General features: G+C 68.6%; 19 protein-coding genes and 1 pseudogene. 6 read left to right on the forward strand and 14 right to left on the reverse strand.

Annotation, left to right across the window (positions count from 1 at the left end):
• Nucleotides 1-335, reverse strand: a 335-nt coding sequence (locus ACLBX9_RS15425; protein ID WP_447719539.1) for a helix-turn-helix domain-containing protein, incomplete at its 3' end; no start/stop codon positions are given.
• 911 nt (nt 336-1,246) lie between these two features.
• On the opposite strand from ACLBX9_RS15425, the gene ACLBX9_RS15430 reads away from it, so the two are divergent.
• On the forward strand, nt 1,247-2,620 hold the full coding sequence (locus tag ACLBX9_RS15430; RefSeq protein ID WP_447719540.1) for a hypothetical protein: 1,374 nt from the start codon (nt 1,247-1,249) through the stop codon (nt 2,618-2,620).
• 75 nt (nt 2,621-2,695) lie between these two features.
• Here the strand turns inward: ACLBX9_RS15430 and ACLBX9_RS15435 are convergent, their stop codons facing one another.
• A complete protein-coding gene (locus ACLBX9_RS15435) occupies nt 2,696-3,001 on the reverse strand; it encodes a hypothetical protein (protein WP_158168804.1) in 306 nt (101 codons plus the stop codon).
• Between the two features lie 109 nt (nt 3,002-3,110).
• On the opposite strand from ACLBX9_RS15435, the gene ACLBX9_RS15440 reads away from it, so the two are divergent.
• The gene (locus tag ACLBX9_RS15440) at nt 3,111-3,746 is read left to right on the forward strand and encodes a PAS domain-containing protein (protein ID WP_158168802.1); all 636 of its coding nucleotides are present in this window, start codon (nt 3,111-3,113) and stop codon (nt 3,744-3,746) included.
• Nucleotides 3,747-3,796: 50 nt separating this feature from the next.
• Here the strand turns inward: ACLBX9_RS15440 and ACLBX9_RS15445 are convergent, their stop codons facing one another.
• From ACLBX9_RS15445 to ACLBX9_RS15465, 5 genes are all read right to left on the reverse strand, one after another.
• Complete coding sequence (locus ACLBX9_RS15445) at nt 3,797-4,117, reverse strand: hypothetical protein (RefSeq protein WP_158168800.1); 321 nt, start codon at nt 4,115-4,117, stop codon at nt 3,797-3,799.
• A 551-nt stretch (nt 4,118-4,668) separates the two neighbouring features.
• Nucleotides 4,669-6,348 carry a pilus assembly protein TadG-related protein gene (locus ACLBX9_RS15450; RefSeq protein ID WP_447719541.1) on the reverse strand — a complete coding sequence of 560 codons (1,680 nt, stop codon included), beginning with the start codon at nt 6,346-6,348 and terminating at the stop codon, nt 4,669-4,671.
• The gene (locus tag ACLBX9_RS15455) at nt 6,345-6,791 is read right to left on the reverse strand and encodes a TadE/TadG family type IV pilus assembly protein (protein WP_447719542.1); all 447 of its coding nucleotides are present in this window, start codon (nt 6,789-6,791) and stop codon (nt 6,345-6,347) included. The genes ACLBX9_RS15450 and ACLBX9_RS15455 overlap by 4 nt, the downstream gene beginning before the upstream one ends.
• Before the next feature lie 442 nt (nt 6,792-7,233).
• Nucleotides 7,234-7,788 (reverse strand): PAS domain-containing protein, encoded by a 555-nt coding sequence (locus ACLBX9_RS15460; protein WP_447719543.1) that lies wholly within the window; start codon nt 7,786-7,788, stop codon nt 7,234-7,236.
• A gap of 311 nt (nt 7,789-8,099) precedes the next feature.
• On the reverse strand, nt 8,100-8,708 hold the full coding sequence (locus ACLBX9_RS15465; RefSeq protein ID WP_447719544.1) for a PAS domain-containing protein: 609 nt from the start codon (nt 8,706-8,708) through the stop codon (nt 8,100-8,102).
• Between the two features lie 372 nt (nt 8,709-9,080).
• On the opposite strand from ACLBX9_RS15465, the gene ACLBX9_RS15470 reads away from it, so the two are divergent.
• The 3 genes from ACLBX9_RS15470 to ACLBX9_RS15480 all read left to right on the forward strand — a co-directional run bounded on the left by ACLBX9_RS15470 (nt 9,081) and on the right by ACLBX9_RS15480 (nt 12,796).
• The gene (locus ACLBX9_RS15470; protein WP_447719545.1) at nt 9,081-10,025 is read left to right on the forward strand and encodes a DMT family transporter; all 945 of its coding nucleotides are present in this window, start codon (nt 9,081-9,083) and stop codon (nt 10,023-10,025) included.
• A gap of 569 nt (nt 10,026-10,594) precedes the next feature.
• A complete protein-coding gene (locus tag ACLBX9_RS15475; RefSeq protein WP_447719546.1) occupies nt 10,595-11,629 on the forward strand; it encodes an alpha/beta fold hydrolase in 1,035 nt (344 codons plus the stop codon).
• 135 nt (nt 11,630-11,764) lie between these two features.
• Entirely contained in the window at nt 11,765-12,796 is a 1,032-nt protein-coding gene (locus ACLBX9_RS15480; RefSeq protein WP_447719547.1) for an aldo/keto reductase, read from the forward strand.
• 228 nt (nt 12,797-13,024) lie between these two features.
• On the opposite strand, the gene ACLBX9_RS15485 is transcribed toward ACLBX9_RS15480, so the two are convergent.
• The 4 genes and pseudogenes from ACLBX9_RS15485 to ACLBX9_RS15500 form a co-directional block, all read right to left on the reverse strand.
• Nucleotides 13,025-14,083, reverse strand: coding sequence for an SLAC1 anion channel family protein (locus ACLBX9_RS15485; RefSeq protein ID WP_447719548.1), 1,059 nt, complete (start codon nt 14,081-14,083; stop codon nt 13,025-13,027).
• A gap of 159 nt (nt 14,084-14,242) precedes the next feature.
• A complete protein-coding gene (locus ACLBX9_RS15490) occupies nt 14,243-16,525 on the reverse strand; it encodes a molybdopterin cofactor-binding domain-containing protein (RefSeq protein ID WP_447719549.1) in 2,283 nt (760 codons plus the stop codon).
• A 10-nt stretch (nt 16,526-16,535) separates the two neighbouring features.
• Nucleotides 16,536-16,982 (reverse strand): (2Fe-2S)-binding protein, encoded by a 447-nt coding sequence (locus ACLBX9_RS15495; protein ID WP_158168780.1) that lies wholly within the window; start codon nt 16,980-16,982, stop codon nt 16,536-16,538.
• Between the two features lie 204 nt (nt 16,983-17,186).
• A pseudogene (locus ACLBX9_RS15500) lies at nt 17,187-18,143 on the reverse strand (GlxA family transcriptional regulator).
• A 268-nt stretch (nt 18,144-18,411) separates the two neighbouring features.
• On the opposite strand from ACLBX9_RS15500, the gene ACLBX9_RS15505 reads away from it, so the two are divergent.
• Entirely contained in the window at nt 18,412-19,194 is a 783-nt protein-coding gene (locus tag ACLBX9_RS15505) for an SDR family NAD(P)-dependent oxidoreductase (RefSeq protein ID WP_447719550.1), read from the forward strand.
• A gap of 16 nt (nt 19,195-19,210) precedes the next feature.
• On the opposite strand, the gene ACLBX9_RS15510 is transcribed toward ACLBX9_RS15505, so the two are convergent.
• The 3 genes from ACLBX9_RS15510 to ACLBX9_RS15520 form a co-directional block, all read right to left on the reverse strand.
• Nucleotides 19,211-19,786 carry a PilZ domain-containing protein gene (locus ACLBX9_RS15510; protein WP_244625686.1) on the reverse strand — a complete coding sequence of 192 codons (576 nt, stop codon included), beginning with the start codon at nt 19,784-19,786 and terminating at the stop codon, nt 19,211-19,213.
• A gap of 428 nt (nt 19,787-20,214) precedes the next feature.
• Entirely contained in the window at nt 20,215-21,885 is a 1,671-nt protein-coding gene (locus ACLBX9_RS15515; RefSeq protein WP_158168769.1) for a putative bifunctional diguanylate cyclase/phosphodiesterase, read from the reverse strand.
• Between the two features lie 2 nt (nt 21,886-21,887).
• Complete coding sequence (locus ACLBX9_RS15520; RefSeq protein WP_447719656.1) at nt 21,888-23,654, reverse strand: ATP-binding protein; 1,767 nt, start codon at nt 23,652-23,654, stop codon at nt 21,888-21,890.
• Nucleotides 23,655-23,792 lie beyond the last annotated feature (138 nt).

Consider the following 23,792-nt stretch of genomic DNA (forward strand, 5'->3'; position numbering starts at 1 on the left):
GTCTCGTCGGCGATGCTGGTGAACGCCATGACGAGTTCCATGACCTGCGGGTCCTCGAAGAACGTCCGCGTCCCCGTCTCCTCGGAGTCCGACCCCGCCTGCCCGACGAAGAACGTCTCCACCGGCACGTGGAGCACGTCGGCGATCGCCTGCAGCCGGCCGACCCCGATCCGGTTGCGGCCTTTCTCGTACTTCTGGACCTGCTGGAAGCTGACGCCCAGCGCCTGACCCAGCGCGGACTGGCTGAGACCCTGAGCCTTGCGCAGCGCGGCGACCAGGCCGCCGATCGTGCGGTCGGCCTCGGTGGTGAGCTTCGGGCTGATGGTCGTCGTCATCTGGGTAAGCGCCTTCGCGTGGTCGAGGTTGCCTCATGTCAGGCGCTGTCTAACCCAATTGCGGTCAACTCGGTTTCGCACAATAGAACAACCCGAGCGTGCACCCAAGACATGCCTCCACCAGTTTGCCTGGAAAATTGGGTGGAACGGCCTGCCCGTCTCAGTAGTCTGCGCAGGAATGAACAATCGAGCGACAGGCGGTCGCGCCATCGACACAGGATGAAGCGAACTGTGCCGACCAATTGAAGCGCGGGGTCGCCGAACTGGACGCGCGTGATCGACGAAGCCTGTAGATCCATTTGGTGTCTACTCCACGATACTCCGCGTGCCGATACTCTGCAGCCGGACGATTGCGCGAAGGGTACACGCTCACGCAATCCGACCGGATACAGCCCAAAGGGTACGCAACCATCGATTGCAATGGAGTGACAATCCTGTCGATCCTCGGACGGGGATGACGGCCGTGCAGAAGCAGAAACTCGATCACAGGGACCTGACGGCGATCGCGGCCGGCGCCGCTCGTGTCGGCATCTCCCGCGGCGGCAACAGGGGCGCCGGTCGGCCGAGGGGCTGCCGGTTGTTGCGACATCAGGCCGATTTTGCAGGGGCGCGTGACAAGGTTGGCGCACGACTGCCCGCTGCGCGCCAGCAGAGATGGTGATGCCCTCCGCCGCGCGTCCTCCGGCGCTGCGAGACGGCGAGGGCAGCGGTTGAGTAAACTCTCCGAGTACAACTTTAAGATACAATCAACCTTTCAATCAGAAGCTGTGCGCATCGGAAGTCTCTGGGCACCGGAGGCTTCACACCCAACCTCAGTAGAGGAGTTGCAGATGCGTGAAGTCGCCATCGCGTTGATGGAAGCATCGACACGAAAGAAGAGACCGATCCGCCCTCTTCGTGCTGCAGCTTATTTGGTTTGCACCGGGCTCTCGGGGTGTCTGTTCACGTCCCCAGCCCAAGCCCAGCTTCTGCGGGGCACCCTTGATACGTCCGGCGGCGGCATCCTCGGGACCGGGCTCGGGATCAGCACGAGCGCGCCGGGAAGTGGCCTTCTCGGCACCGGCCTGCAGGTCAGCACCGGTGGGACGGGACTTCTGGGTACGGGTTTAGGACTGGGCACCACTGCGCCGGGCAGCGGTATACTCGGCACCGGCCTGCAGGTCGGCACGAGCGGGACAGGGGTTCTCGGAACCGGGCTGCTGGTCGGTACGACGGGGCCGGGCGACGGTCTGCTCGGTACGGGCCTCACGCTCGGAACCGCCGGCACCGGCGGCGGGTGCGGTACCTGCGGCGGCGGCGGGACCGGCGGCGGCCAGAACGTCTTCATCCTGACCGGAAACGTCACGCAGTCTCAAGGTCAGACCGTCGTGTCCGACCTGCGTCTCACCTCGTTCTCGGAGATCAGCGGCGTCGCGGCCAACAACACCAGCGGCCAGGCGGGCCCGAGCGCCACCGGCGGCGACGCGCTGGCCGTCGGATACGGCGCGAGCGCGTCCGGCACGGCCGCGACCGCCGTCGGAACCGGTGCGAGCGCGTCCAATACCGGCAGCGTCGCCCTCGGCTATGCCGCGGCCGCACAGGGCGTCGGCAGCACGGCGATTGGAACGGCCTCCGCGGCGCTCGGAGATGGGAGCACCGCCCTGGGCTTCGCTGCCGGAGCGACCGGCTCGGGATCCACGGCGATCGGCGCGGCCGCGTCGGCGGCCGGGAACAGCAGCGTCGCCCTCGGCAACGGTGCCGGCGCCGATCAGGGGAACGCGATCGCCATCGGCGCCAACGTGAAGACCACCCGGGCTGGCCAGGTCGCGATCGGCAACGCCGGCAACACCTACACGCTGGCCGGCATCGCCTCCCAGGCGAGCGCCGCGGCTCAGAGCGGTCCGACCAACTTCGTGACGACCGACGCCAACGGCAACCTCGCGGCGTCTGCCTACGGACCCTCCACCATCGCAGGATTGGGCAGCCGCATCGACTCGGTCCAGTCGCAGGTCAACAATCTGGAAGCCAAGACGGACGCCGTGCAGCGCTACGCCATCCAGACCCGCAAGGAGGCCCGGCAGGGAGTCGCCATGGCGATCGCCATGGCCACGGCCCCGATGCCCTCGGCCCCCGGCAAGACGACCTGGGCGACCAACGGGGCGACGTACCGCGGCGAGTGGGCAGGCGGCGTCGCGATCGCGCACCGGCTGCCGACCTGCTGCGTCCCGATCGCCGTCACCGCGGGTGTGGCCTATGGCGGCGACAACGCCCTCGGTGCCCGGGCCGGCCTCGCCGGCGAGTTCTGAGACGACCGTCCTGTCGCCCTGGCCCGCAGCGCTGTGGGATCGTGAGGCTGCGACAGGCCGTGCGGTGCGACTCGTTCAACCCCGCTCGGCGGTCGCCTGCACGAGTTCGAGCAGGCGACGTCGCTCGGCGGGATCCTGAATGCGGCGATAGGCGCGCAGCAACGCTGCGCATTGGCGCTCGCGGTCTTCGTCGGTGGCCGATGATCCATCTTCGGGTGGGAGCGGCCCGCGAACCGTATCGTACAGGCTGGACTCGGGCACCTGCAGTGCATCGGCGACCCGCCTCAACAACCGCACCCGGCGCGCCCGCTCGGACGCCGCGGTCCCGGTCGCCGCAACGAAGTCGGCGGCGCGCACCTTGCCGTCATCGTGCTTCGCCATTCCGGGTCCGCCGCTGGCCGTCATTGCTCGGATCGGATACCGTGGTGGCGAAGTCGCGCAAAATTGTGTTCGTGTCCTCACGTTGAACTGCGAGACAGCCGGACGGTGCATGTCCCGTAAGACACCCGGAATTACTCTGTGGTCACGGCCGCTGCCTGTGGCTTCGCTCAGCATCGGCGTCTGGGAGGCCGATCTGGAGGCGGATCGAACGCGCGGCGACGTCGTCATGGCCCGCCTGTTCGGCCTGTCGGAGGAAGAGGCTGCGGAGGGCGTCACGATCGCGCGTCTCCTGTCCGCGTTCCATCCGGACGATCTGATGCGGGATATGGAACGCCGTCGCCTCGTGCTGGAACAGGGCGGCGTCTTCGTCTGGGAACACCGGGTGGTGCCGGCGCCGGGGATCGTCCGGTGGGTCCTGGCGCGTGGCCACTACGCTCGGGATCCGCGTGGCCGGATGTTCGGGCGCGGCATCGTCATCGACGTCACCGACAGCCGGAACGACGGGCATACCGATGGGCCGGCACGCTTCCTGACCACACCGGAGCATCCGGGATCGAACTTGGAGCGCATGACCGAGCGCGCGCTGGAGATCGAGCGGATCATTCGTGATCTCGACGTCCAGGCTGCCAAGGCGCTCCGGCCGCTCATCGAGCCTCTGCTGCGCGAACTGGGTCGGCAGATTGCGGCCTCGCTGGCGGAGTCATCGATGCTGGCCGAGCCGGTGCCGGATCTCACGGTGCACTGACCGCAGCGTTCAGGCCGCATGCCTGACCTCGTCCGCAGCGGAGAAGCGTCTCAGGCTTCTTGACCGGCGGCCTCTGCGAGGGTGAGAAGGCGCTGTCGCGTCTGCGGATCACGGATACGCCTGTAGGCGTCCAGCAGAGCCAAGCAGTCATGATCGAGGTCGATGTCGGGGCTGAAGTCGTCGTCGCGGTTGGCCCGCCTGAATGACGTGACAGCCGTGGCCGGTCCGTACAGCACGACCGGCGGGACTTGAAGCGCTTCCGCGATCCGGCCCAGAAGTCGACCGCTCGCCGAATTCTTGGTCGTGACCGGACTGTGTTGGACCTCGTCCTGCCGGTGTTCCTTGTGCTCGGAGTGGGCGGACGACTGCATTTTCGACTCCACCGCGGCCTCCGTTCGTATACCCGACAACGCCACGAGGGAGCATCACCGGGCATGGTGCGATCCGCTCACTAGCGTATAACACGCCCAGGTTGCAAGTCCAAGACATCGACCACTGTGGATTTCAAAGTAACTGTCGGTACAAAGGACTGATCTGTTTTAGGGGCGCCATTCTCAGGCTCCTGAGTGTTGAAAATATTCGGGGCGCTGCGACCCGCTCAATGCGGAGCTTTCCTCAGTCATCGAGCGATAACGATAAGATCAATGGCTCGCTTCGGTGCGATGCGCGGCGATCGGGACTATTACGTTCGCGCGCTCGCGAATGGCTGCGTGAAAAAGGCGCCTTACGCACCCCTGAGACCGGCAGGACCGTTGCCCGATCGCGCCTTCATCGGATTGCTTCACGACGGACCGCCAACCTCGCCAGTCGAGAGCGGGACACCGACCCACCCTCCGGCCAGGGCATGTGCGCTCGGGTTGCGCGGGTGCAAGCGGCGGGACTGGCGCGTACCGTTCGGCGCATCGTGTCGTCGCCCGCCGCTTCACTGCACGAGGACAGCCTGATCGCACCGGGTACCGTCGACCGTCACGTCTACGTAACCCAGACGGACGCCGAGCAGCTTCAGCACATTGTCGAGGATGAGGTCGAGCGTCGGCGTCACTGCCGAGAGCACGGGGAGGAGCAGCGGCTTCAGAAGCGTCAGGAGCACCAGATCCTGGCCGTCGACGCTCAGGTTGAGGCTCTGGATCAGGCTGCCGGTCAGCGACGTGGTGAGGCCGGTCGAAGTGACGGTGCGGGTGACTTGGTTGGCGATGTCGCTATCCGAGAAGGTGAGGGTCTGCGGGTTCGCCGGCGCGACGGTCGTTCGCGCCAGTGCCTTGACCCAGATCAACGGCAGGTTGATCAGGGGCGCGGGTTGGGACAGGTCCGGCGTGGCTGCCCCGACCGCGATCGCGGAGTAGGGCACTTTGGCGACCGCCAGCGTGAGAAGACCCGGCTGAGCGTCGATCGTCACCTTGCGCTGGCTCGGATCCGACCAGGGGCAGGTCACCGATTTCAGCGTGGCCGTCGCTGGAGCGACCTCGGCGTAGATGGGCAGGTTGATGGTGCCCAGGCCCAGCGGCGCCGTGATCGTCACCTCGATCAGCAGGCGCGTCTGCGCGGTGTGGATGGTGGCGTTGCTGGTACCGGGCTGGACCCAGCTCGAACTCTGCCGGCGCTCGCCGACGGCGAGCGTCACCCGCGCGGAGAGAAGCCCGGCGAGGCTGGCACCGAGATCGACCGAGATCTGGCGCTGCCCGTTGGCCACTGAAGCGGCGTCGGTGATGAGGTTGAGCAGCGGGACCTTGGGGCCCGCGCTGCCGCGTGCCGGCCCGAGATTGGCGGCGTCGCCCAGGTCGACGATCTGCGCGAGCGGCACTGTCGCTCCGGCGCCTGCCGACCCGGTCAGGTTGCCGAGCAGCGTGCCGAGCGCGCTGAGGACCGGCGCCGCGTTCAGTTCGCCGCGGGCCGCGACCTGGAGAGCCGATACGACCTGACCAACACTGGCGTTCGACTGGAGGATGTCGTTGTAGCTCGCTGCCTGCAGGTTGAGGCTGGTGGCGAGCGCGTCGAGGAAGCGGAACGCATCCACGCGCGCGCCCGCGAGGGCGTTGTAATCCATCACGCTGAGCGACAACCGCGTGCCGAGCAGGGCGCCAAGCAGGGCGTTGGCGATGCCGCCGTTCAACGCGACCGTGCCTGACCCGATCGAGAAGGTGGCGAACTGCGCTTGAGCCGCCGTGCCGGTGACCCGGATCGGCACGACGGGCGCAAGGCCGAGCACGCGCGCGAAGTGGGTGCGCGCCGAGGTCTGGAGCGCCACCCGGACGGCGTTGGCTGGCGATGCGCCGGATTGGAAGCGATCGGCGGGTGCGACTTGAGCCCTCGCGGCATAGGCACCCGCCGTCACGGCGATGGGACTGCCCGTACTGTAGCCGTTGTCGGAGAGCGACTGCCGGGCCAGCGTGTCGGCCCGAGCGGGATTGGCTGCGGCAAGCATGGCGGCGACGTCGACGGCACCCTGTGCCTTGCGCCGAGCCTGGAAGACGGTGCCGAGATCGATGCCGATCGCGCCCGCGCCCATCAGCAGCGCGCTGCCGAGGGCGACCAGGATTGCAACGTTGCCACCGCGCTCGGCTCCAAACCGCCAAAACCTGCGCTGCGGCCGCGCTCTGCTCATAGGCCTCCCTTCCGTACGCTCACCGTGCTGCGCAGCAGGGTGGGCAGCATCGGGAGCAGGCGCGAGAAGGCGTTGATTCCCAGGCTTGTCGTGTCGAGCGTGATGGTGACGGTGTAGATCGTGGCGTCGTTGGGATCCGGTCCGACCTGAACGGCCACGCTGCCCGGCCGGAACATCGCCCCGGAGGCGAGGTTCCGATCGACCGTGTTCTGGGCCAGGGTCGCGCGTTCCGAATCCGTGACCCCGGCCACGGAAGCACGCGCCGCCTCGGCAGCGATCTGCCGCAAGTTGTTGGCGGCCCCGAGGCAGATCCCGAACACCGTGATCCCGGCGAAGAGGAGCAGGACTACGGGGGCGACGAGGGCGAATTCCACCGCCGAGCCACCCCGGTCACAGAGCCACGCCGAACGCAGGCCGCGCCGAAGCAAACGCCGCAAAGCCATGGGCCGCCCTCCGCGAATCGCGCAGCCTGCGGGCTGCACAACCCATGGTGGCGTTCAGATGCTAATCAAAAGTTGCATCAATTGACAGAAAGACAACTATTGAGCAAAGTTTTGCGAGAGCGCTCGGCTTCGGGAGCGCTCATTCTCGGGGGGCAGTACCGGTGCTGTCTCAACGCGAATTCGGCATGCATGGCACGAACATGCTCACCAACCAGAACCCGAGGATGACTGCGATTGCTGCTGCGCTTCCAGCGAGCCGGCTGAGCAGCAACGCCGTCGACACCAGTTGCTGCCACAGCAACGCGACCGCGATGAATCAGCCGACGACGGCTGCCATCGCGACGGGGATGATGCTGCTCGGGGCTCCTGCACTTGCAGGGCGTTCGAGGGGGGCCAACCGACCCGAGCGAGGCGACGGGTGCGAGGCAGACCGCGATCAGCTTCAGTGGATGCGATCACTCGGGACGTCTGCGGTCATACCACGTGCCAGCAGGCGACCGGCCACAGCCAAGGCCTGTCGCAGGGTTGGCAGCAGCTCTTTGGCGCCGTCTTCCTCGATCAGCCCGTGTGCCATCAGGAGATGGTCCGCAACAGCCTCCAGGACGGAACCCGGCGGTGTCGCGGGATTCATCGGAGGCGGAACGAACCGTGCGAGTGTCCCACGGACGGTCGGAGGCGTGGTGGTGTCGTGAGCCACCTCGGTGATCGAGCCGAGAAACCCGAGGAATGTCCGCGCGGGCGGCCCGTAGGACGGAACAGCCCCGATCACCACCCAGGTGTAGCTCCCATCGGTACGGCGAAGGCGGGCGTTGAGGGTGTACTCGCTCTGCTGATCGAGGGCCGTCTGCAGGAAACTCGTGGCACCCGCGAAGTCGTCGGCGTGGAGGCAGCGAGACCAGCCATGCTCCACCGCCTCGGCGGCCGCCTGGCCCGTGAAGGCGCTCCATTCGGGGCTGACGTAACTCACTCCGCCATCGGCATTCGCCACGAAAATCATCCGGGATACTCTCGGGCGCCCAGCCGAATTGTCTGTGATCGGTCCCGCGCGCGATTGCGCTTGGATACCGTCCCTTTCAGTCTTGGACGGATGAAAAGCTTCGCCCGTTCGCCGTTCAGAACGAGGCTTGTCGGGATCGTGCGAGCCGCGTTGCAGCGACGGGCTACGATGACCTGTCGTCTACATGCGTCAAGTTCCACCTGACCGTGCGTCCGCTGGCTGACCAATCGGTACGGCTGCCGGCGCACGGTCCGCGCGGGATGCGCCCTGACGATTTCTGGCGAGGCCGCTTCCTGTCGGTCGAGACGCGCTCAGTTCATGTGCCGGCGTCGGTCCTGAACCGTCCGCTGCGCCAACTTGCGGCCCAAGGCGATCAGCAGTGCATCTGCCAGGACCTTCAAGCCCGGATCCGACATCTCGGCGATCGACTGTTGTGCGGCGATGGCGTGATCGGCGGCACGATCGAGGGGCGCCTCCTCCGGAACGCTCTCCGCCTCGTTGAACGTCCCCTCGCTCATCCGCATCCGGGTGATGTCGACGAGGATCCCGCTGCCGACCAGGGGCCTGCCATCCGCATCGCTCGTGAAGCGCCCGCGCGCCAGCACCCACCGGGTGCGCCCGTCGATCGAGTTCACGCGGTACTCCGTGAGATACGTGCTCCCCTCTTGCGCGCTTCGCCGAACCAGTGCGAGGACCCGGTCTCGATCATCGGCATGGATACCATCGACGAACGACGACAGCGGGACACCATCCTCGGCTTCCTCGGGAAGCAGGTTGAACAGCAGCGCGACGAACGCATCCGAACGCACGCGATCCGTCGCGGCATCCCACGCCCATCGCCCGATGACATCGAGGGCATCGAGCGCGTGCTGGAACGTGTCCGGACTAGGCTGAACTCCGAGGGATCTGGTTTTCGGCATTGCGCCACCTGCGTCAGTCGGAAGGCCAGGATAGGTAACGGATGCGTGTTTGAAACCTCAAGAAGAAACTATGATTTATTGCAACTTTTGCGTGTGGACCACTGCCGTGCGATCGCGGCGCCCATGCGCATGATCATGGCCGATGCGGCATACGCCGTCGCCGATCTCTGCGAAGTGCACGCATCCTGCGATCGCAGAGCGCGGAACCGGTCAGGTGGTCGAATGCCGGGCATCTCCGAGGTCGGCGAGCGGCGAGCGCCCGATCCGGCGCAGCGCCGGTGGTCCGGCGGGCCGCAGACGGCCCCCGGCAGTGGCCGCAGCGCGTCGAGCCGCAGGCCTGCTCTGCTCACTTCGCGACGCTGAAGGGCGCGCATGGTCTATCGTCGACCTCCGTCGATCAAGTCGGCAGAAGGCTCTGCCGATGCGACACGCGCCTACGTGCTTCTGACGTTGACCGCCTTGGTCTGGGCTGGAAATGCCGTCGCCAGCAAATGGGCTGTCGGCCAGGTGTCACCGTTGGCACTCACGGGTTTGCGCTGGCTCGTCGCCTGCCTCGCGCTTGTCCCGCTCGCCGGTCGACGCGTTTCCCGCGAGTGGCGGATTCTGCTGCCGAGCTGGCGCCGGATCCTCCTCATGGGCGGCTGCGGCTACACCGCGTTCAACGCCCTCTTCTACGTCTCCGGGACCTACACGAGCGCGGCCAATCTCGCTCTCATCCAGGGTGCAATTCCCGTCCTTGTCTTGATCTGCAGCCGTTTCGTGTACCGGACACCGGTCGGATCCATGCAGATCGTCGGTGTCACGGTCACCCTCCTCGGGGTCGTCGTCGCAGCGTCCCACGGCGACCTTGGCGTGCTGCGCACGATGGCCTTCAACACGGGCGACGTCTTCATGCTCGTCGCCTGCGTCTTCTACGCAGGCTACACCGTGGCGTTGCGCGGTCGGCCCGCAGTCTCCGGGATCACCTTCTTCGCCGCCATGGCGGCGGTGGCGTTCGTGACGTCACTGCCCCTGGTGGCGATCGAGTGGGCTCGCGGTCACTTGCTGGCGCCGACGGCGCTGGGCTGGGTGATCGTCGTTTACGTCGGCCTTGGACCGTCACTGATCTCTCAGCTCTGGTTCATGCAAGGCGTCGAATTGATCGGCCCAAATCGAGCTGGGATCTTCGTCAACCTGCTGCCAGTCTTCGGCGCAATCCTCGCCGTCGCCCTCGTCGGCGAACCGTTTCGACTGGACAACGCCGTGGCCCTCGCGCTCGTTCTCGGCGGGATCTTCATCGCGGAACAGCAGGGACGGGGGAAGCCGCAGGCGCCCTGATGCGGCTCTGCGCAGTCGCCGCCACTCGGCCGGCCGGATCCTTCACCTCGGCGGACGGACGTGCCGCCCACCCGACATGCGATGTCGCGATCATCCGCACGCAGGGCGAGCAGCAGCGCCGCCGAGACGACGGCCAGACTGCCGCCCAGGGGGGCTGCTGCGAGAGCCAGAATGAAACCGGGATGCCAGCGCGCGCTGAGCGCCACGGCGCCCCCGAGAGACGCGCGCGCAATCGGGATCTTGATGCGGCTTGACCGCCCAGGCATCATGCAGCGCCTGTCACAGGTACCACCTGCAAGTTGTAGATTGCCTGCGCAGGGCGGCGGTGCTTCCGCGCCGCGGCGATCGGCTGACGGAGCCGCGCGATGAGTGAGGCGGCTTGACCTGACCGGACCGCACCCCTTGACCGGGGTGCATCAGCAGGCGCTCATTGAGACGATGCGCACGCGCCCCACGCTCCCCGACGACGCTCCACGCCCGATCCACCGGCTGGCGGACGCGGCACGGCGCACACGCCCCGCGGGGCGTTCGGTCTCCGGCTTCTGGGGCTCGATCCCGGGGTCGAGCCTGTGACCGGCTGGGCGACGGCGACCGGGACGTTCGACCTCGGCGATCTGCCCCTTCAATCGGGTGCGGTGTTGCCGGGCGCGCATCTGCGGTGGAAGACGCACGGGACGCTGTCCCCCGCCCGCGACAACGTCGTGCTCTACCCGACGAGCTACTCGGCCCAGCATCCGGATCTCGAATGGCTGATCGGGCCCGATGGGGTGCTCGATCCGGGTCGCTGGTTCATCGTCATCCCGGATATGTTCGGCAACGGATTGTCGTCGAGCCCGTCGAACACGCCGGACTGGCCCGGCCTCGTCACCGCCTGGGACAACGTCCACGCGCAGCGCCGCCTGCTCGCGGAGGTCTGGGGGATCAAGCGCCTGCACGCCGTCTACGGCTGGTCCATGGGGGCACAGCAGGCCTACCATTGGGCGGCCCTGTTTGCCGACGACGTCGCCCGCGCGGTGATCAACTGCGGCAGCGCCCGCACCGCCACCCACAACCGGGTCTTCCTGAAGGGGCTGATGGCGGTTCTGGAAGTGGCACCGGAGCATCGCGGCGCCGGACGCTTCGCGGCCGAGCCCGTGGCCGCGCTGCGGGCCTTTGCGCGCATCTACGCGGGCTGGGGGCTCAGCCAGGATTTCTACAGGGCGGACCTGCACCGCACCGCCTGCGGCGCGCCGGACCTCGACACCTTCCTCCGCACCGACTGGGAAGAGCGCTTCGCCCGCCGTCGCGCGGCCGACCTGTACGCGCAGCTGTGCACCTGGGAAGCGGGCGACATCAGCCGCGACCCGCGCTTCGGCGGCGACCTGACGCGGGCGCTCGGCGCGATCGCGGCCCGGCTGCTGCTGATGCCGGGGGAGACCGATCTCTATTTCCGCGTCGCCGACAACGCCGCCGAACTCCCGCACCTGCGCAATGCCATCCTGCGGCCGATCCCGAGCATCTGGGGCCACCGGGCGGGCAACCCGTCGACCAATCCGGTCGATGCCGCCTTTCTCCGCGAGACCGTGCGGACCTTCCTCGATGGGTCTGCCGGGACGGCAGACTGATCATCGGGGCTGCGACGGCGCCGGCAGCCTCCCGCGCACGGCAGGTCTGCCCCCGGCTGGGAAAACCGGGGCCTGTGACCGTGTTAGACCGTTTTGCGCACCATCCGCGGCGCGCGTGATCGCTCGGAGGACCTGATGGAATACAGGCAGTTCGGACGTTCCGGCCTCACCGTGCCGGTGCTCAGCTTCGGCACCGGCACCTTCGGCGGGACGAATGCGTTCTTCGAGCGCTGGGGCCAGACGGACGTGGCCGAGGCGACCCGCATGGTCGACCTCTGCGTCGATTCCGGCGTCAACTTCTTCGACACGGCCGACATCTACTCGGGTGGCGCGTCGGAGGAGATCCTGGGGCAGGCCCTCAAGGGAAAGCGCGAGCGGGCGCTGATCTCCACGAAGGCGACCTTCCGGTTCAGCGACGACCTGAACCAAGTGGGCTCCTCGCGCTACCATCTGGTCCGCGCCTGCGAGGCCAGCCTGAAGCGGCTCGGCACCGACCATATCGACATCTACTTCATGCACGGCTTCGACGCGGTGACCCCCGTGGACGAGACCCTGCGGGCGCTCGACGATCTCACGCGGGCGGGCAAGATCGGCTACATCGGCGCCTCGAACTTCTCGGGATGGCAGCTCATGAAGGCGCTCGCCACCTCAGAGCGCTACGGGCTGGCCCGCTACGTGGCCTATCAGGGCTACTATTCGCTGATCGGCCGCCACTACGAGTGGGAGCTGATGCCGCTCGGCATCGACCAGGGCGTCGGCCTGATGGTCTGGAGCCCGCTCGGCTGGGGCCGCCTCACCGGCAAGATCCGTCGGGGACAGGCCAACCAGAGCGGCCGCATCGCCGCCGGGGGCGCCGAGGGCGGACCGCCGGTCTCCGACGAGGCCCTTTTCAGCGTGGTGGACGCCCTCGACGCCGTGGCGGCCGAGACCGGCAAGACCGTGGCGCAGGTGGCGCTCAACTGGCTTCTGGCTCGTCCGACCGTGTGCAACATCGTGGTCGGCGCCCGGACGGAGGAGCAGCTGAAGCAGAATCTCGGCGCCCTCGGCTGGAGGCTGACGCCCGAACAGGTGGCCCGCCTCGATGCGGCAAGCCAGGAGACGCCGATCTACCCCTACTGGCACCAGAAGGGGTTCGACGAGCGCAACCCGAAGCCGACGACCTGGTAGGCGCTCGACCAAGTCGCTGCGCGCCCGGAGATCGACATGCGAGCCCGCGGCGCGATCATGCGCCGTAGGCTGGTGCCGCGACCAAGCTCCGCCCGACAGCGCTGCACCTCGGAGAAGCAGACAGTCAGTGCGGGACTGCGATGCTTGCCGGCTACGGAGCTGTCGACGATTCCTGATCCCAGGCTCGTCTTTGGGAGTTCGGAACGGAGGCTCGGGCGCGACCCGCCTCTACTGGGCCAGCGTACGCAGCTCGCCGCGGGCGAGGCCGAGCACCGTCCTGGCGACCAGCCAGAGGATGACCAGGGTGGCCAGCCCCAGCAGGGCCAGCGCGGCGGCATCCGCCAGAAGCCCCGGCATGGCGTTCGCCACGCGCAAGGCCGCCACCGATGCGGCGGCGAGGGGGAAGCTCACGCCCCACCACGACACGCGGAACGGGCAGGCCCAGCCCAGCCGGGCGAGCTTCGGCAGCAGCACCGCGAGCAGGAACAGAGCGACCGCGAAGAGCGCCTCCGCAAAGGTGTCGATCGCGCCCGTGGTCGCCACGTAGGCCGAGAACCCGACCGCGAAGGGCGCGACGAGGATCAGCAGCGACGGCTGCAGGCCGGTGGGCATCGGCGCCTCGAACAGGAGCCGGGACAGGATCAGCGTGAACAGCGGCAGCGCGAAGAACAGGCCGACGGCGAGACCGAACATCATCACGCCGTGCATCGGCGGCAGGCCGAGGCTTGGGAGCGCCAACGGGACGTCGAGGAGGCCGACCACCGGTACGATCCAGGCCGGCGTGGCGTGGGCGACCTGCTGCCGGTCGCTCAGCCACCGCGTCACGATCAGCCACGCGAACACGCTCATGCCCACCGCGCCGACGACCCAGACAGCCTGCGCCAGGGTAAGGTTCACCCGCGCCAGCGGGATCGGCAGGAGCAGCAGGCTGATCAGCGGCGTGCCGAACAGGTTGCCGGCGATCGGGTGCTGGAACTCGGCGCGCACGGCCCGAGGCGCGATGGCGATCTTAACGGCGTAGCCCGCGGCGATCAGGACGAAGGCGGCGGAGGCGGTCAGGCCGACGACCGGCCCGATCCAGGCGGGCGCGCCGTAACGCGTCTGCGCCAGCGTCCAGGCGACGCTCAGGCCCGTCAAACCCATGACGGCGGCGAACAGGCCGACCGGCAACGCTTCGAGCTGCCGCCATCCGCCGGGCGGCGGCGTCGCCGGGCTCGGGTCGCGATGCGCCGTCAGCGCGGCCTCGGATGCGGGGGCGCTCGGCTCGTCCCGGACGACATCCAGCATCCACGGTCTCCAACTCACGATTGCGCGGGTGCGTCCTTGCAACAGGGGCGCACTCGGATAAGGGGCGCAAAATGCTGGCGACTGCAACTTCCACGCGCCGGCCCGCGCTGCTCCGGCCGGGACGGCAACCCTCGGGCGGGCAGCCGTCCCCCCGGGCGGTCAGGCAGAGCCGAGCTTGGTGTTGGCGACTGGAAGCGCGCGGATCCGCTGGCCGGTGAGCGCCGCGATCGCGTTGAGGATCGCGGGCGGGACGCCGGGCAGCCCCGGCTCGCCGACGCCTCCCATCGGCGCGCCGCTCTCGACGATGCGCACGTGGACGGCCGGCATGTGCTCGCGCCGCAGGATCGGATAGGTGTCGTAGTTCTGCGATTGCCGGACGCCGTCGCGGTAGACGATCTGCTCGAACAGGACCGACGAGACGCCGAGCGCCGCGGCCGACTCCACCTGCGCCTTGACGATCGCCGGATTCACGACGCTTCCGGGGTCGAAGGCGATCCAGAGGTTGTGGACGCGGGCTTCTCCGCCCTCCACCGAGACCTCGGCGATCGTCGCGGTCTCCGACCCGAACGGCGAGGCCATGGCGATGCCGCGGGCCCGCATCCCGCCCTCGGCCCGGTAGGGGCCGCGCTGCCAGCCGCCCGACATCTCGGCCGCCGCCGACAACAGCGCGGTGTGGCGCGGGCTGGCCTTCACCAGCGCCATGCGCAGCGCGAAGGGATCCTGCCCTCCGGCCTGGGCGATCTCGTCGAGGAAGCTCTCGTAGAACGCGTCGTTCATCGAGTGTCCGACAGAGCGCCAGAACGCGATGTTCACCGGGTGCGCGACCTTCGCGAAGGTCATGCGCCGGTTCTGGACGGCGTAGGGCTTCTCGACGATGCCCTCCACCGCGGAGGGGTCGACCGGCGTCTTCATCATCATGCCGAAGTAACGGCCGATCGGCCCCTCGCCGACGGTGCGCACGTCGATCGCGGTCGGCTGGCCGGCGGCGTCGAGGGCCGCGCGGAAGCGGCTGAAGCTCAGGGGCCGGACCGCGTCGCGGCTGAACTCCTCCTCCCGCGACCACAGGACCTTCACGGGGCGACCGGTGGCCTTCGCGAGCAGGATCGCCTGCGGAAACGGGTTGCCGGCATCGTAGGTGAAGTGCCGCCCGAAGAAGCCGCCGAGCATCGGCGAATGGATCCGCACCTGCGTCGGCTGCAGCCCCGCGACCTTGGCCGAGACGGCCTGGAAGATCTCGGGCATCTGGTTCGGCAGCCAGACGTCGAGCGTCCCGTCATCGTTGAAGCGCGCGATGGAAGAGGGCGGCTCCAGCTGCGCGTGCGCGAGGTAGGGGGCCTCGTAATCCGCCGCGACGACCTTGGCGGCCTTCGCGAAGGCGCCGGCCACGTCACCCTCTTCCTCGGCCACGTGGCCCGGATCCGCCGAGCTCTTCAGCGCCGCGAGCATGCCCTCGGACGAGAAATCCGCCGCCACCGTGTCGATGCCGCCGGGCTTCGGCGCCGACCAGTCCACCTGGAGGGCCTCGACCGCCTTCCGGGCCCGCCACCAGCTGTCGGCGGCCACGGCCACCGCGCCCGGCAGGCGGTGCACGGAATGCACGCCCGGCAGGGTGCGGATCTCGGCCTCGTTCCTCAGCGACTCCGGCTCCGTCCCGAGATGGGGGGCGTGCTGCACGGCGGCGTAGAGCATGCCGTCCACCTTCTGGTCGATCGCGTAGATCGCCCGCCCGGTGGACTTGTCGCGCACGTCGAGGCGCGGGACGGGTTGGCGGATGTAGCGGAAGGTCTTCGGATCACGCAGCGGCACGGCTTCGTTCGGCTTCAGCTTCAGCGCGTCGGCCGCCAGGTCGCCGTAGGCGATGGCGCGGTTCGTGGCCGCGTGCAGCACGACGCCGTCGCGGGTGGTGAGTTCGCCGTCCTGCACCTTGAGCCGGGCCGCCGCGGCGCGGATCATCATGTCGCGCGCGGTGGCGCCGAGGCGGCGCATGACCTCGTAGCTCGACCGCGTGGAGAAGCTCCCGCCGGTCATACGGAGGCCGTTGACGACGGCGTAGTCGGGTCCGGGCGGCGCGCATTCCACGATGAAGCGAGACGGCGGCACGTCGAGCTCCTCGCCGACGATCTGCGCCATGCCGGTGGCGATCCCCTGGCCGCCCTCCACGAAGGGGCTCAGGAGCTTGATGGTGCCGTCCGGGTGGATCTCCAGGAAGGCGGGGACGCGCGTGCCGGGCTTGGGGGCAAGGGCGCCCGCGCCCTCCGCGGGGCCCTGGGCCTGGGCGCGGGCGCCGCGGACCGGCAGGGCGGCGCTGAGGATGAGGGCGCCGCCGGCGGTGAGCAGGCCGCGCCGGGACGGTGCCGAAAGGCCAGAACCGCCGGGGGCCGCCGTGCGGCTCGGATCGACGACGGCGATGCCGTGAGCAGCGCGTTCGAAATGCAGGTCCATGGCGGCGGCCTCAGGCTGCGGCCTGCCGCACGGCGGCGGCGATCGCGTTGTAGGTGCCGCACCGGCACAGGTTCGTCATCGCATCGGCGATCTCGGCATCGCTCGGCCGCGGTGTCTGCTTCAGCAGCGCGGTGGCGGCCATCACCTGACCCGACTGGCAGTAGCCGCATTGCGGCACCTGGACGGAGACCCAGGCCTCCACCACCTTGCGCCCGACGGCATCCTGCTCGATCGCCTCGATGGTGGTGACGGCCTGACTGCCGACGCTCTCGAGCGGAACCTGGCAGGACCGGGTCGCCTGCCCGTCGAGGAGGACGGTGCAGGCCCCGCACTGCGCGATGCCGCACCCGTACTTCGTCCCTGTCATGCCGAGCGTGTCGCGCAGGACGAACAGCAGCGGCGTGTCGGGTTCGGCGTCGACCGCGTGCTGGCGGCCGTTGATCGTCAGGTTCACCATGGCCGCGACCCTTCGAAAGCGAGCGAGACAACTCAAGCTCAAGCTTAGCGGCGCTCTTCCGGGCCAGCCACGTCAAAAAAGCCGCGTTTTCGGACATGTCGCTGGATCGATTACCTGCATGGGGTTGTCCAATTCTCGACAGACGCGTGCCCGGCGGAGCGACGCGAGCGGGCTCGACTGTGGCCCAACCCGGTCCGCCTCGACTCAGATCACGGCGAGCGGCCCGGCGGCGCGGCGGATCGCCCGCGGGATCGCGCCGTGGACGCGCAGGAAGGCGCGGCGCATCCGCTCGCGGTTGGCGAAGCCGACCGCGCCGGCGATCTCCTCGATCGGCAGGCGGCTCTCCTCCAGCATGAGCCGGGCCGCCTCAACGCGCAGGGCCTCGACAGCCTTGGCCGGCGAGCTGCCGGTTTCCGCGCGGAACAACCGCGAGAACTGGCGCGGGCTGAGGCAGGCGACCGCGGCGAGATCTTCGGTGGTCAGGGGCAAGGACAGGTTCTGCCTCGCATAGGCGAGAACGCCCTAAATGCGGTCGGTGGGGGCGTCGAACTCGAGCAGCGCCGAATGCTGGGCCTGGCCGCCGGCGCGGCGCCGCTCCATCACCAGCCCCCGCGCCACGCGCTGAGCGAGATCCCGGCCGTGATCGCGCTCGACCATGGCCACGGCGAGATCGATGCCGGCCGACATGCCCGCGGACGTCCAGAGATTGCCGTCCGTGACGTAGATCTTGTCGATGTCGAGCCTGCAGTCGGGATACCGCTCCCGGAACTGGGATGCGAAGTGCCAGTGCGTCGTCGCGCGCCGGCGGTCCAGGAGGCCGGCTTCGGCCAAGACGAAGGCGCCGAGACAGAGCCCGGCGAGGCGGCGCGTGGATCGGGCCGCCTCGCGCAGGAAATCGGTCAGCGCAGGGTTCGGCGTCGGGATGCGGATGCCGGCGGCGATCAGGATCGTGTCGAAGGCGGCGGGATCGCCCAGCGGTTCGGTGACGACCGCCGCGCCCAGGCCCGAGCGGACCAAGCCGCCGGTTTCGGACAGGATGCGGACATCGTAGGCCGTGGGCCCGGTATACTTGTTGGCGACCGCGAACGGCGACGTCACGGCCAGACCCATGAAATCGAAGTCGGGGCAGATGACGAGACCTATGCGCCGGGCATCCGCCATGGACGACAACCTCACGGGATCGCCGCCAAGATCAGGCTCTTGCCCGGCGTGAGCAAGCGGGACGGCCGGAATCGAGGCATCTAAGTCTTGGCAACCCGGGCCGGTCCCAGTTCACGCCGTCCGGTTCGGGGCCGAGCGGAGACAGAATGCGCGCGCCGACACGCGGGCCGTGCCGCGCACGTTGCGCAGCCGCGGCGTGCGGGCCTACCACCCGCCGGCACGATTCCCCGCGCCGCCGGACCGCGGTCGCTATCGATGGAGATGCCCCGTGAGCCACACCGAGGATCGCACCGCCCTGGTGACGGGGGCCGCCCGGGGCATCGGCCTCGCCACGGCGGAGCGGTTCCTCGCGGACGGGTGGCGTGTCGCGCTCCTCGACATCGACGGGCCGGGCGTGGACGCCGCGACCGCGGGGCTCGGCCTCCCCGACCGCACCGTCGCGGTGACCGCGGACGTCTCCGACCCGCAAGCGGTGACGGGAGCGATCCAGCAGGTCGCCGAGCGGTTCGGGCGCCTCGACGCGCTGGTCAACAACGCCGGGATCGCGATCTTCAAGCCGATCACCGAGACCACGTTCGAGGATTGGTCGCGGGTGCTCGCGGTGAACCTGTCGGGTCCGTTCCTGTGCACGCAGGCGGCCACCCCGCTGCTGGCCGAGCGCGGCGGCGCGATCGTGAACATCACGTCGATCTCCGGTCTGCGCGCCTCGACGCTGCGGACGGCCTACGGCACCAGCAAGGCGGCCCTGGCGCAGCTCACGAAGCAGCAGGCCGTCGAACTGGCCCAGTTCGGCATCCGCGTGAACGCGGTCGCCCCCGGGCCGGTGGACACGGCGATGGCCAAGGCCGTCCACACGCGCGAGATCCGCGCCGACTATCACGACGCCGTGCCCCTCGGGCGCTACGGCCTGGAGGCGGAACTCGCGGAGGCGATCGTCTTCCTCTGTTCCGAGCGCGCCTCCTTCGTCACCGGCCAGCAGCTCGCCGTCGACGGCGGCTTCGAGGGAACGGGGATCGGCCTGAAGACCCTGCGCCGGGAGCGGCGCGTCTGAGCCGGCGGCCGGCAGCTCAGAGCTTTGTGCGCGCGTCGATGGCACCCGGATCGAGCGGCGCGAGGAAAGCCGCGCCGACCCCGCCGTCGATCTGCCGGGTCACCGTCGCCCGATGCCGTCCGACCGTGATGGGCTGGCCGATCGCGAGCGGAGCCGCGATCAGCAGCGCGACGCCCGAGGCCGACAGGTTGATGATGTGCGCGTTCACCGCCTGGCCGTCGCCGAGGGTCACCTGAACGGACGTCTCGTCGGGAACGATGCGGCGGCTGACGCGGACGGAACTCGTCCTGCGCGTCTGCTCCTGGCTCAACGCGATGAGCCGTCTCGCGATCGACCCGGGCGTCGGATTCTGTCCCGTCACGCGAACGGCGAAATCGCACACGCTGGCGCGAATGACGATCGACTCGAGGCGTCCGACGCTGCGGATATTGCACGTCAGGGGATGATCGACGTGCGGGACGTGGATCGAGCGTAACTGAATGCCCGCCGCCGAGACATCGACGGTCACCGCGTGGAACTCGACGCCGTCGGCACCCCAGCAGAGGGCTGGAAGCGCTACAGGATATCGGGGGGCGGATCGGCGTTCTGTCACGGCTAATACGCCAATACGTTCGCCTTTGTTACCAAACAACCAAGATTAACAAGATCATCGAGTCATGATTGCCGCTAAAAGGTGTATCTTCGACTTCGTGCAATCGTAGGAGGTGGTGCCGCTCGTCCCGTCGGGCTCCCCGCGGTCGCCCGGACGGCGTTTCCGATGGCGTCCTCCAGTATTCCTCGTGGGCGCAGCCGCACCATCGTCACTCCGGGGCCGCGTGGCGGCGTCCGGTCCGGATGCGCGGTGTCGGGAGGATCCGTCGAAGGCCGCGGGTCCGCATCGCCCGCCCTCGACGTGCCCCTGAGGGGCCGGGCACGGCCGCGAGGCCCGGAACGACGGCGCGGCCCCGCCCAGCCACCGCAGCCAGGATTGGGGAACCCGCGCCGCGCGTCGTCCCTGCGGCACCGATGCCGGTGACGCCGCTACGCGCGCCGCAGCACACCCGGCGCGCGGAAGTCCGAGCCGCGCGCGTGCGAGGCGGTTGCCCGCGGCGCCGAAGCCCGCGGATCCGCAAGCCGGATCTGATCGATCAAGAGGGGCTTGGCGTAGTAATAGCCCTGCGCGCACCGGATCTGGGTCGCCCCCAGCAGGTAGGCGACCTCCTCGTAGGTCTCGACGCCCTCGGCGACGACCGACATGCCCAGCGCCAGGCCGAGGGATTCGATCGCCTTCAGCACGATCTGGCTGCGCGGCCTCTTGTCGATGTCGGTGATGAAGGAGCGGTCGATCTTCAACTCGTCCGCGGTGATTTCCGCCAGGGCGGCGAGGGACGAGTAGCCGACGCCGAAATCGTCGATCGAGACCCGGGCGCCGATCGCCCGGATGCGGGGCAGGACCTCGCTCTGGAACCGGTTCTTGGTGAAGAAGGCTTCCTCGGTGAGTTCGAGGACGAAGCGCCGGGCCATGCCGGTCGCGCCGAGGGCATCGCAGAAGGCCGACATGAACGGCACGTCGCAGGCCTGCTTGGCGGCGATGTTGATGCTCACGGAGACGTCCGATCCGAACAGCTCGTCGATGTCGGGCATCGCCCGCACGGTCTCGGCCAGCACCTGCAGCGTGATCTCGTTGATGAGCCCCAGTTCGATGGCGAGGCCGATGAAGTCGCCGGGAGCCTGGATCGTGCCGAGTTCGTCCCGCCAGCGCAGCAGTACCTCGACGCCGAGGACGGCATGGGTGCGCATGTCGACCTTCGGCTGGAAGGCGCAGCAGAAGCATCGGTCCCGGATCGCCAGGCGCAGGCGCTGCTCCACGGCCATGCGGGCGGTCGCGGCATGGCTCATCGTCTCCTCGAAGAGACTGACACCGCCCTTCACGCCACCCTTGACCCGGTACATGGCATTGTCGGCCTGCCGGCGCAGAACCTCGTAGGTGGTGCCGTGCTCCGGGAAGAGGCTCAGGCCGATGGAGGCGGAGGCGAAGATCTCGTGCCCATCGATGAAGAAGGGCTGCTTCAGGCGCTCCGAGATGTCGAGCACGTCCAGCAGCGTGCGGTCGCGGCTGGTGATGGGGTTCAGCAGCAGTACGAACTCGTCACCGCCGATGCGCGCCAGCAGGTCGCTCGGGCGCAAGGCGCTGCGGATCCGGTCGGCGACCTTGCGGAGCAGCGCATCGCCCGCCGCGTGGCTGTAGTAGTCGTTGATGTGCTTGAAGTTGTCGAGATCGATGAACGCGAGGGCGAAACGGTCGCCGGGCACGGCTTCGGCAACGAGTTCCTCGATGCTCTGCTCGAACATGGTCCGGTTGGGCAGGCCGGTCAGGGCATCGATGAAGGCGCGGGCGATCAGATCGCGCTGCATCCTGTGGTGATGCGTCACATCGGCGATCGTGGTGAGCGTATAGCTCTCCCGCTCGGCGGTGACCTGCCGCGACGCGGCTTCGATCACGCGCTCGCCGATCTCCTCGACGAATGCGTGATCGGGCTGCTGCCTCATCGCCGCCGGACGATCGCGGACCGCCTCGGGGCCGAGTGACCGCGCGGCGGCATTCGCCAGGATGCAGACACCCTCCTCGTCATGAACCACGACCCCGACCGGAAGGGCCTGGATCGTCGCTTCGAGCAGGCTCCGCCGGTGGCTCGGTGAGACGTCGTTCACGCTCAGCCCTGCTGCCAGAGAGCCTTGGCGGCGCGCAGGCCGGACTCCGCCGGCGGCTCGGCGGAGTCCAGGGGGCGCCGGAGCAGGCGACGATGCGCCTGGTCGAGCGCGGCCCCATTGCCCTCGCTCCCCGCCTCGCGGGCGAGGCGCGACAGCGCCGACAGGTCCGCGTCGGGCGCGCTCGCCCTGCTCATGGTCGCCCCTCGCCAGCGCTCGACGACGGCACCGACGAACGCCGCGCCGGCAACCGCTTCGCCGGCCCCGGCCGATCGCCCGCTGACGTCGTTGCGGGGCTGCCGCTCCGGGGGCAGGGCGCGGAATTTCATCCGCACCGGCATCGGCACGCCTTCGCCGAATGCGATGACCTCGCCGGTGCCGAGCGACGGGACGAAGCTCAGCAGGTTCACGGCATCCGAGACGGCCGCCGCCAGGAAGGCCTGATCGCGGTCGTTCGTCATCCGCATGGCGAACAGCGTGCTGCACTGGGACATGATGGTCGCGTCGAGTTCGGCCGGACGCTGCGTCACCAGCCCGAGATAGACGCCGTGCTTGCGGCCCTCCCGGGCGATGCGCGACAGGGCGCGCCGCGTCGGGGTGAAGCCGACCGACCGGTCCGCCGAGGCGTAGCGATGGGCCTCCTCGCAGACGAACAGCAGCGGGATCGCGCCCTCGCTCCAGATGCCGAACTCGAAGGCCAGGCGGCACAGGACGCAGACGACGGCGTCGACCACCTCCATGGGGAGCCCCGCGAGCTGCATGATCGTCATCGGGCGCCCGTCCGGATCCAGCCGGAACAGGTGCGCCAGGATCTCGCCCATCATGTCGCCGCCGACATTGGCATTCTCGAACATGAAGCCGTAGCGCGGATCGTTGCGGATCGTCTCGATCCGCGTGATCAGGCGGTGATAGTGCATCCGGGAAACCCGGTTCTCCAGGCGTCCCATCCGCTCGTCGATCAGAGAGATCAGGTCCTGCAGCACGTAGGGGACCGGCGTATCGACCGTGAAGCCGGCACCCTTGCCGATCGTCCGCTTGACGATCTGTCGGTCGCTCGCCTCCTTGTACTGAGCGTACTTGCTCTTCGCGAGCGGGATGACTTCCGCCAGGATCTCGATCTCTTCATCGACCGGCGAGCGTCCGCCGTAGATGATGTCGGCGATCTCCTCGAGGTTGAACAGCCAGAACGGGAGCTTGAGGTTGTGCGGCGCGATGACGCTCGCGCGGTCGCCGAAGCAGGACGCGTACTCGTTGTGCACGTCGAGAAGGAAGATCCGCACCGTTTCCCGCGCGTTCAAGACTTGATCGAGGATGACGGCGACGCCGCTCGACTTGCCGACCCCGGTCGTGCCGAGCACCGCGAAATGCTTCGTGAGCAGATCCTCGACCTTGATGCAGGCCGGCGTTTCGGGATCCTGGTACAGCGCGCCCACCGAGGCGGTATGCGATCCCGACACCTGATAGACGATGCGCAGGTCTCCCGGCGGCAGGAGATCGACCGCGTCTCCGATGGCGGGATAGGACGTGACCCCGCGCTGGAAGCGTTTGGCCCCATCCTCGAACACGAACTCGCCGAGCAGATCGAGGCTGGCGCAGGCGCCGGGCTGGCGGCCGTTGCTCGACGCCAGCGTCGTGATGATGCCGATGAGGGCCGCGGCTCCCGCCTGAATCCGTACGAAATTCCCGACAGTGACCCGTACGTCGGGCCGCCCGTTCTGACCGACCAGCTCCAAGTGCACCTTCGAACCCTCGATCGAGGTCACCGACCCCATCCGAGACGCGAGGCCTTCGTTCCGGCCCTCACCGTCCTCAACCCGCATCATCCGTCTCTCGGCCAACACATCGAACCGACGAGAAAATGACCTTTGCTGGATTAAAGAATCGACAAAGGCTCAAGCTGAACGATGTGA

It is taken from the genome of Methylobacterium sp. A49B (genome assembly GCF_053346215.1).

Coding starts and splice junctions, on each gene's coding strand:
- ACLBX9_RS15465 (WP_447719544.1), bottom strand. CDS start 8,708: ATGCCGAAAACCAGATCCCTCGGAGTTCAGCCTAGTCCGGACACGTTC.
- ACLBX9_RS15445 (WP_158168800.1), bottom strand. CDS start 4,117: ATGCAGTCGTCCGCCCACTCCGAGCACAAGGAACACCGGCAGGACGAG.
- ACLBX9_RS15485 (WP_447719548.1), bottom strand. CDS start 14,083: ATGCTGGATGTCGTCCGGGACGAGCCGAGCGCCCCCGCATCCGAGGCC.
- ACLBX9_RS15440 (WP_158168802.1), top strand. CDS start 3,111: ATGTCCCGTAAGACACCCGGAATTACTCTGTGGTCACGGCCGCTGCCT.
- ACLBX9_RS15435 (WP_158168804.1), bottom strand. CDS start 3,001: ATGGCGAAGCACGATGACGGCAAGGTGCGCGCCGCCGACTTCGTTGCG.
- ACLBX9_RS15460 (WP_447719543.1), bottom strand. CDS start 7,788: ATGATTTTCGTGGCGAATGCCGATGGCGGAGTGAGTTACGTCAGCCCC.
- ACLBX9_RS15470 (WP_447719545.1), top strand. CDS start 9,081: ATGGTCTATCGTCGACCTCCGTCGATCAAGTCGGCAGAAGGCTCTGCC.
- ACLBX9_RS15450 (WP_447719541.1), bottom strand. CDS start 6,348: ATGAGCAGAGCGCGGCCGCAGCGCAGGTTTTGGCGGTTTGGAGCCGAG.
- ACLBX9_RS15490 (WP_447719549.1), bottom strand. CDS start 16,525: ATGGACCTGCATTTCGAACGCGCTGCTCACGGCATCGCCGTCGTCGAT.
- ACLBX9_RS15520 (WP_447719656.1), bottom strand. CDS start 23,654: ATGGGGTCGGTGACCTCGATCGAGGGTTCGAAGGTGCACTTGGAGCTG.
- ACLBX9_RS15455 (WP_447719542.1), bottom strand. CDS start 6,791: ATGGCTTTGCGGCGTTTGCTTCGGCGCGGCCTGCGTTCGGCGTGGCTC.
- ACLBX9_RS15480 (WP_447719547.1), top strand. CDS start 11,765: ATGGAATACAGGCAGTTCGGACGTTCCGGCCTCACCGTGCCGGTGCTC.
- ACLBX9_RS15495 (WP_158168780.1), bottom strand. CDS start 16,982: ATGGTGAACCTGACGATCAACGGCCGCCAGCACGCGGTCGACGCCGAA.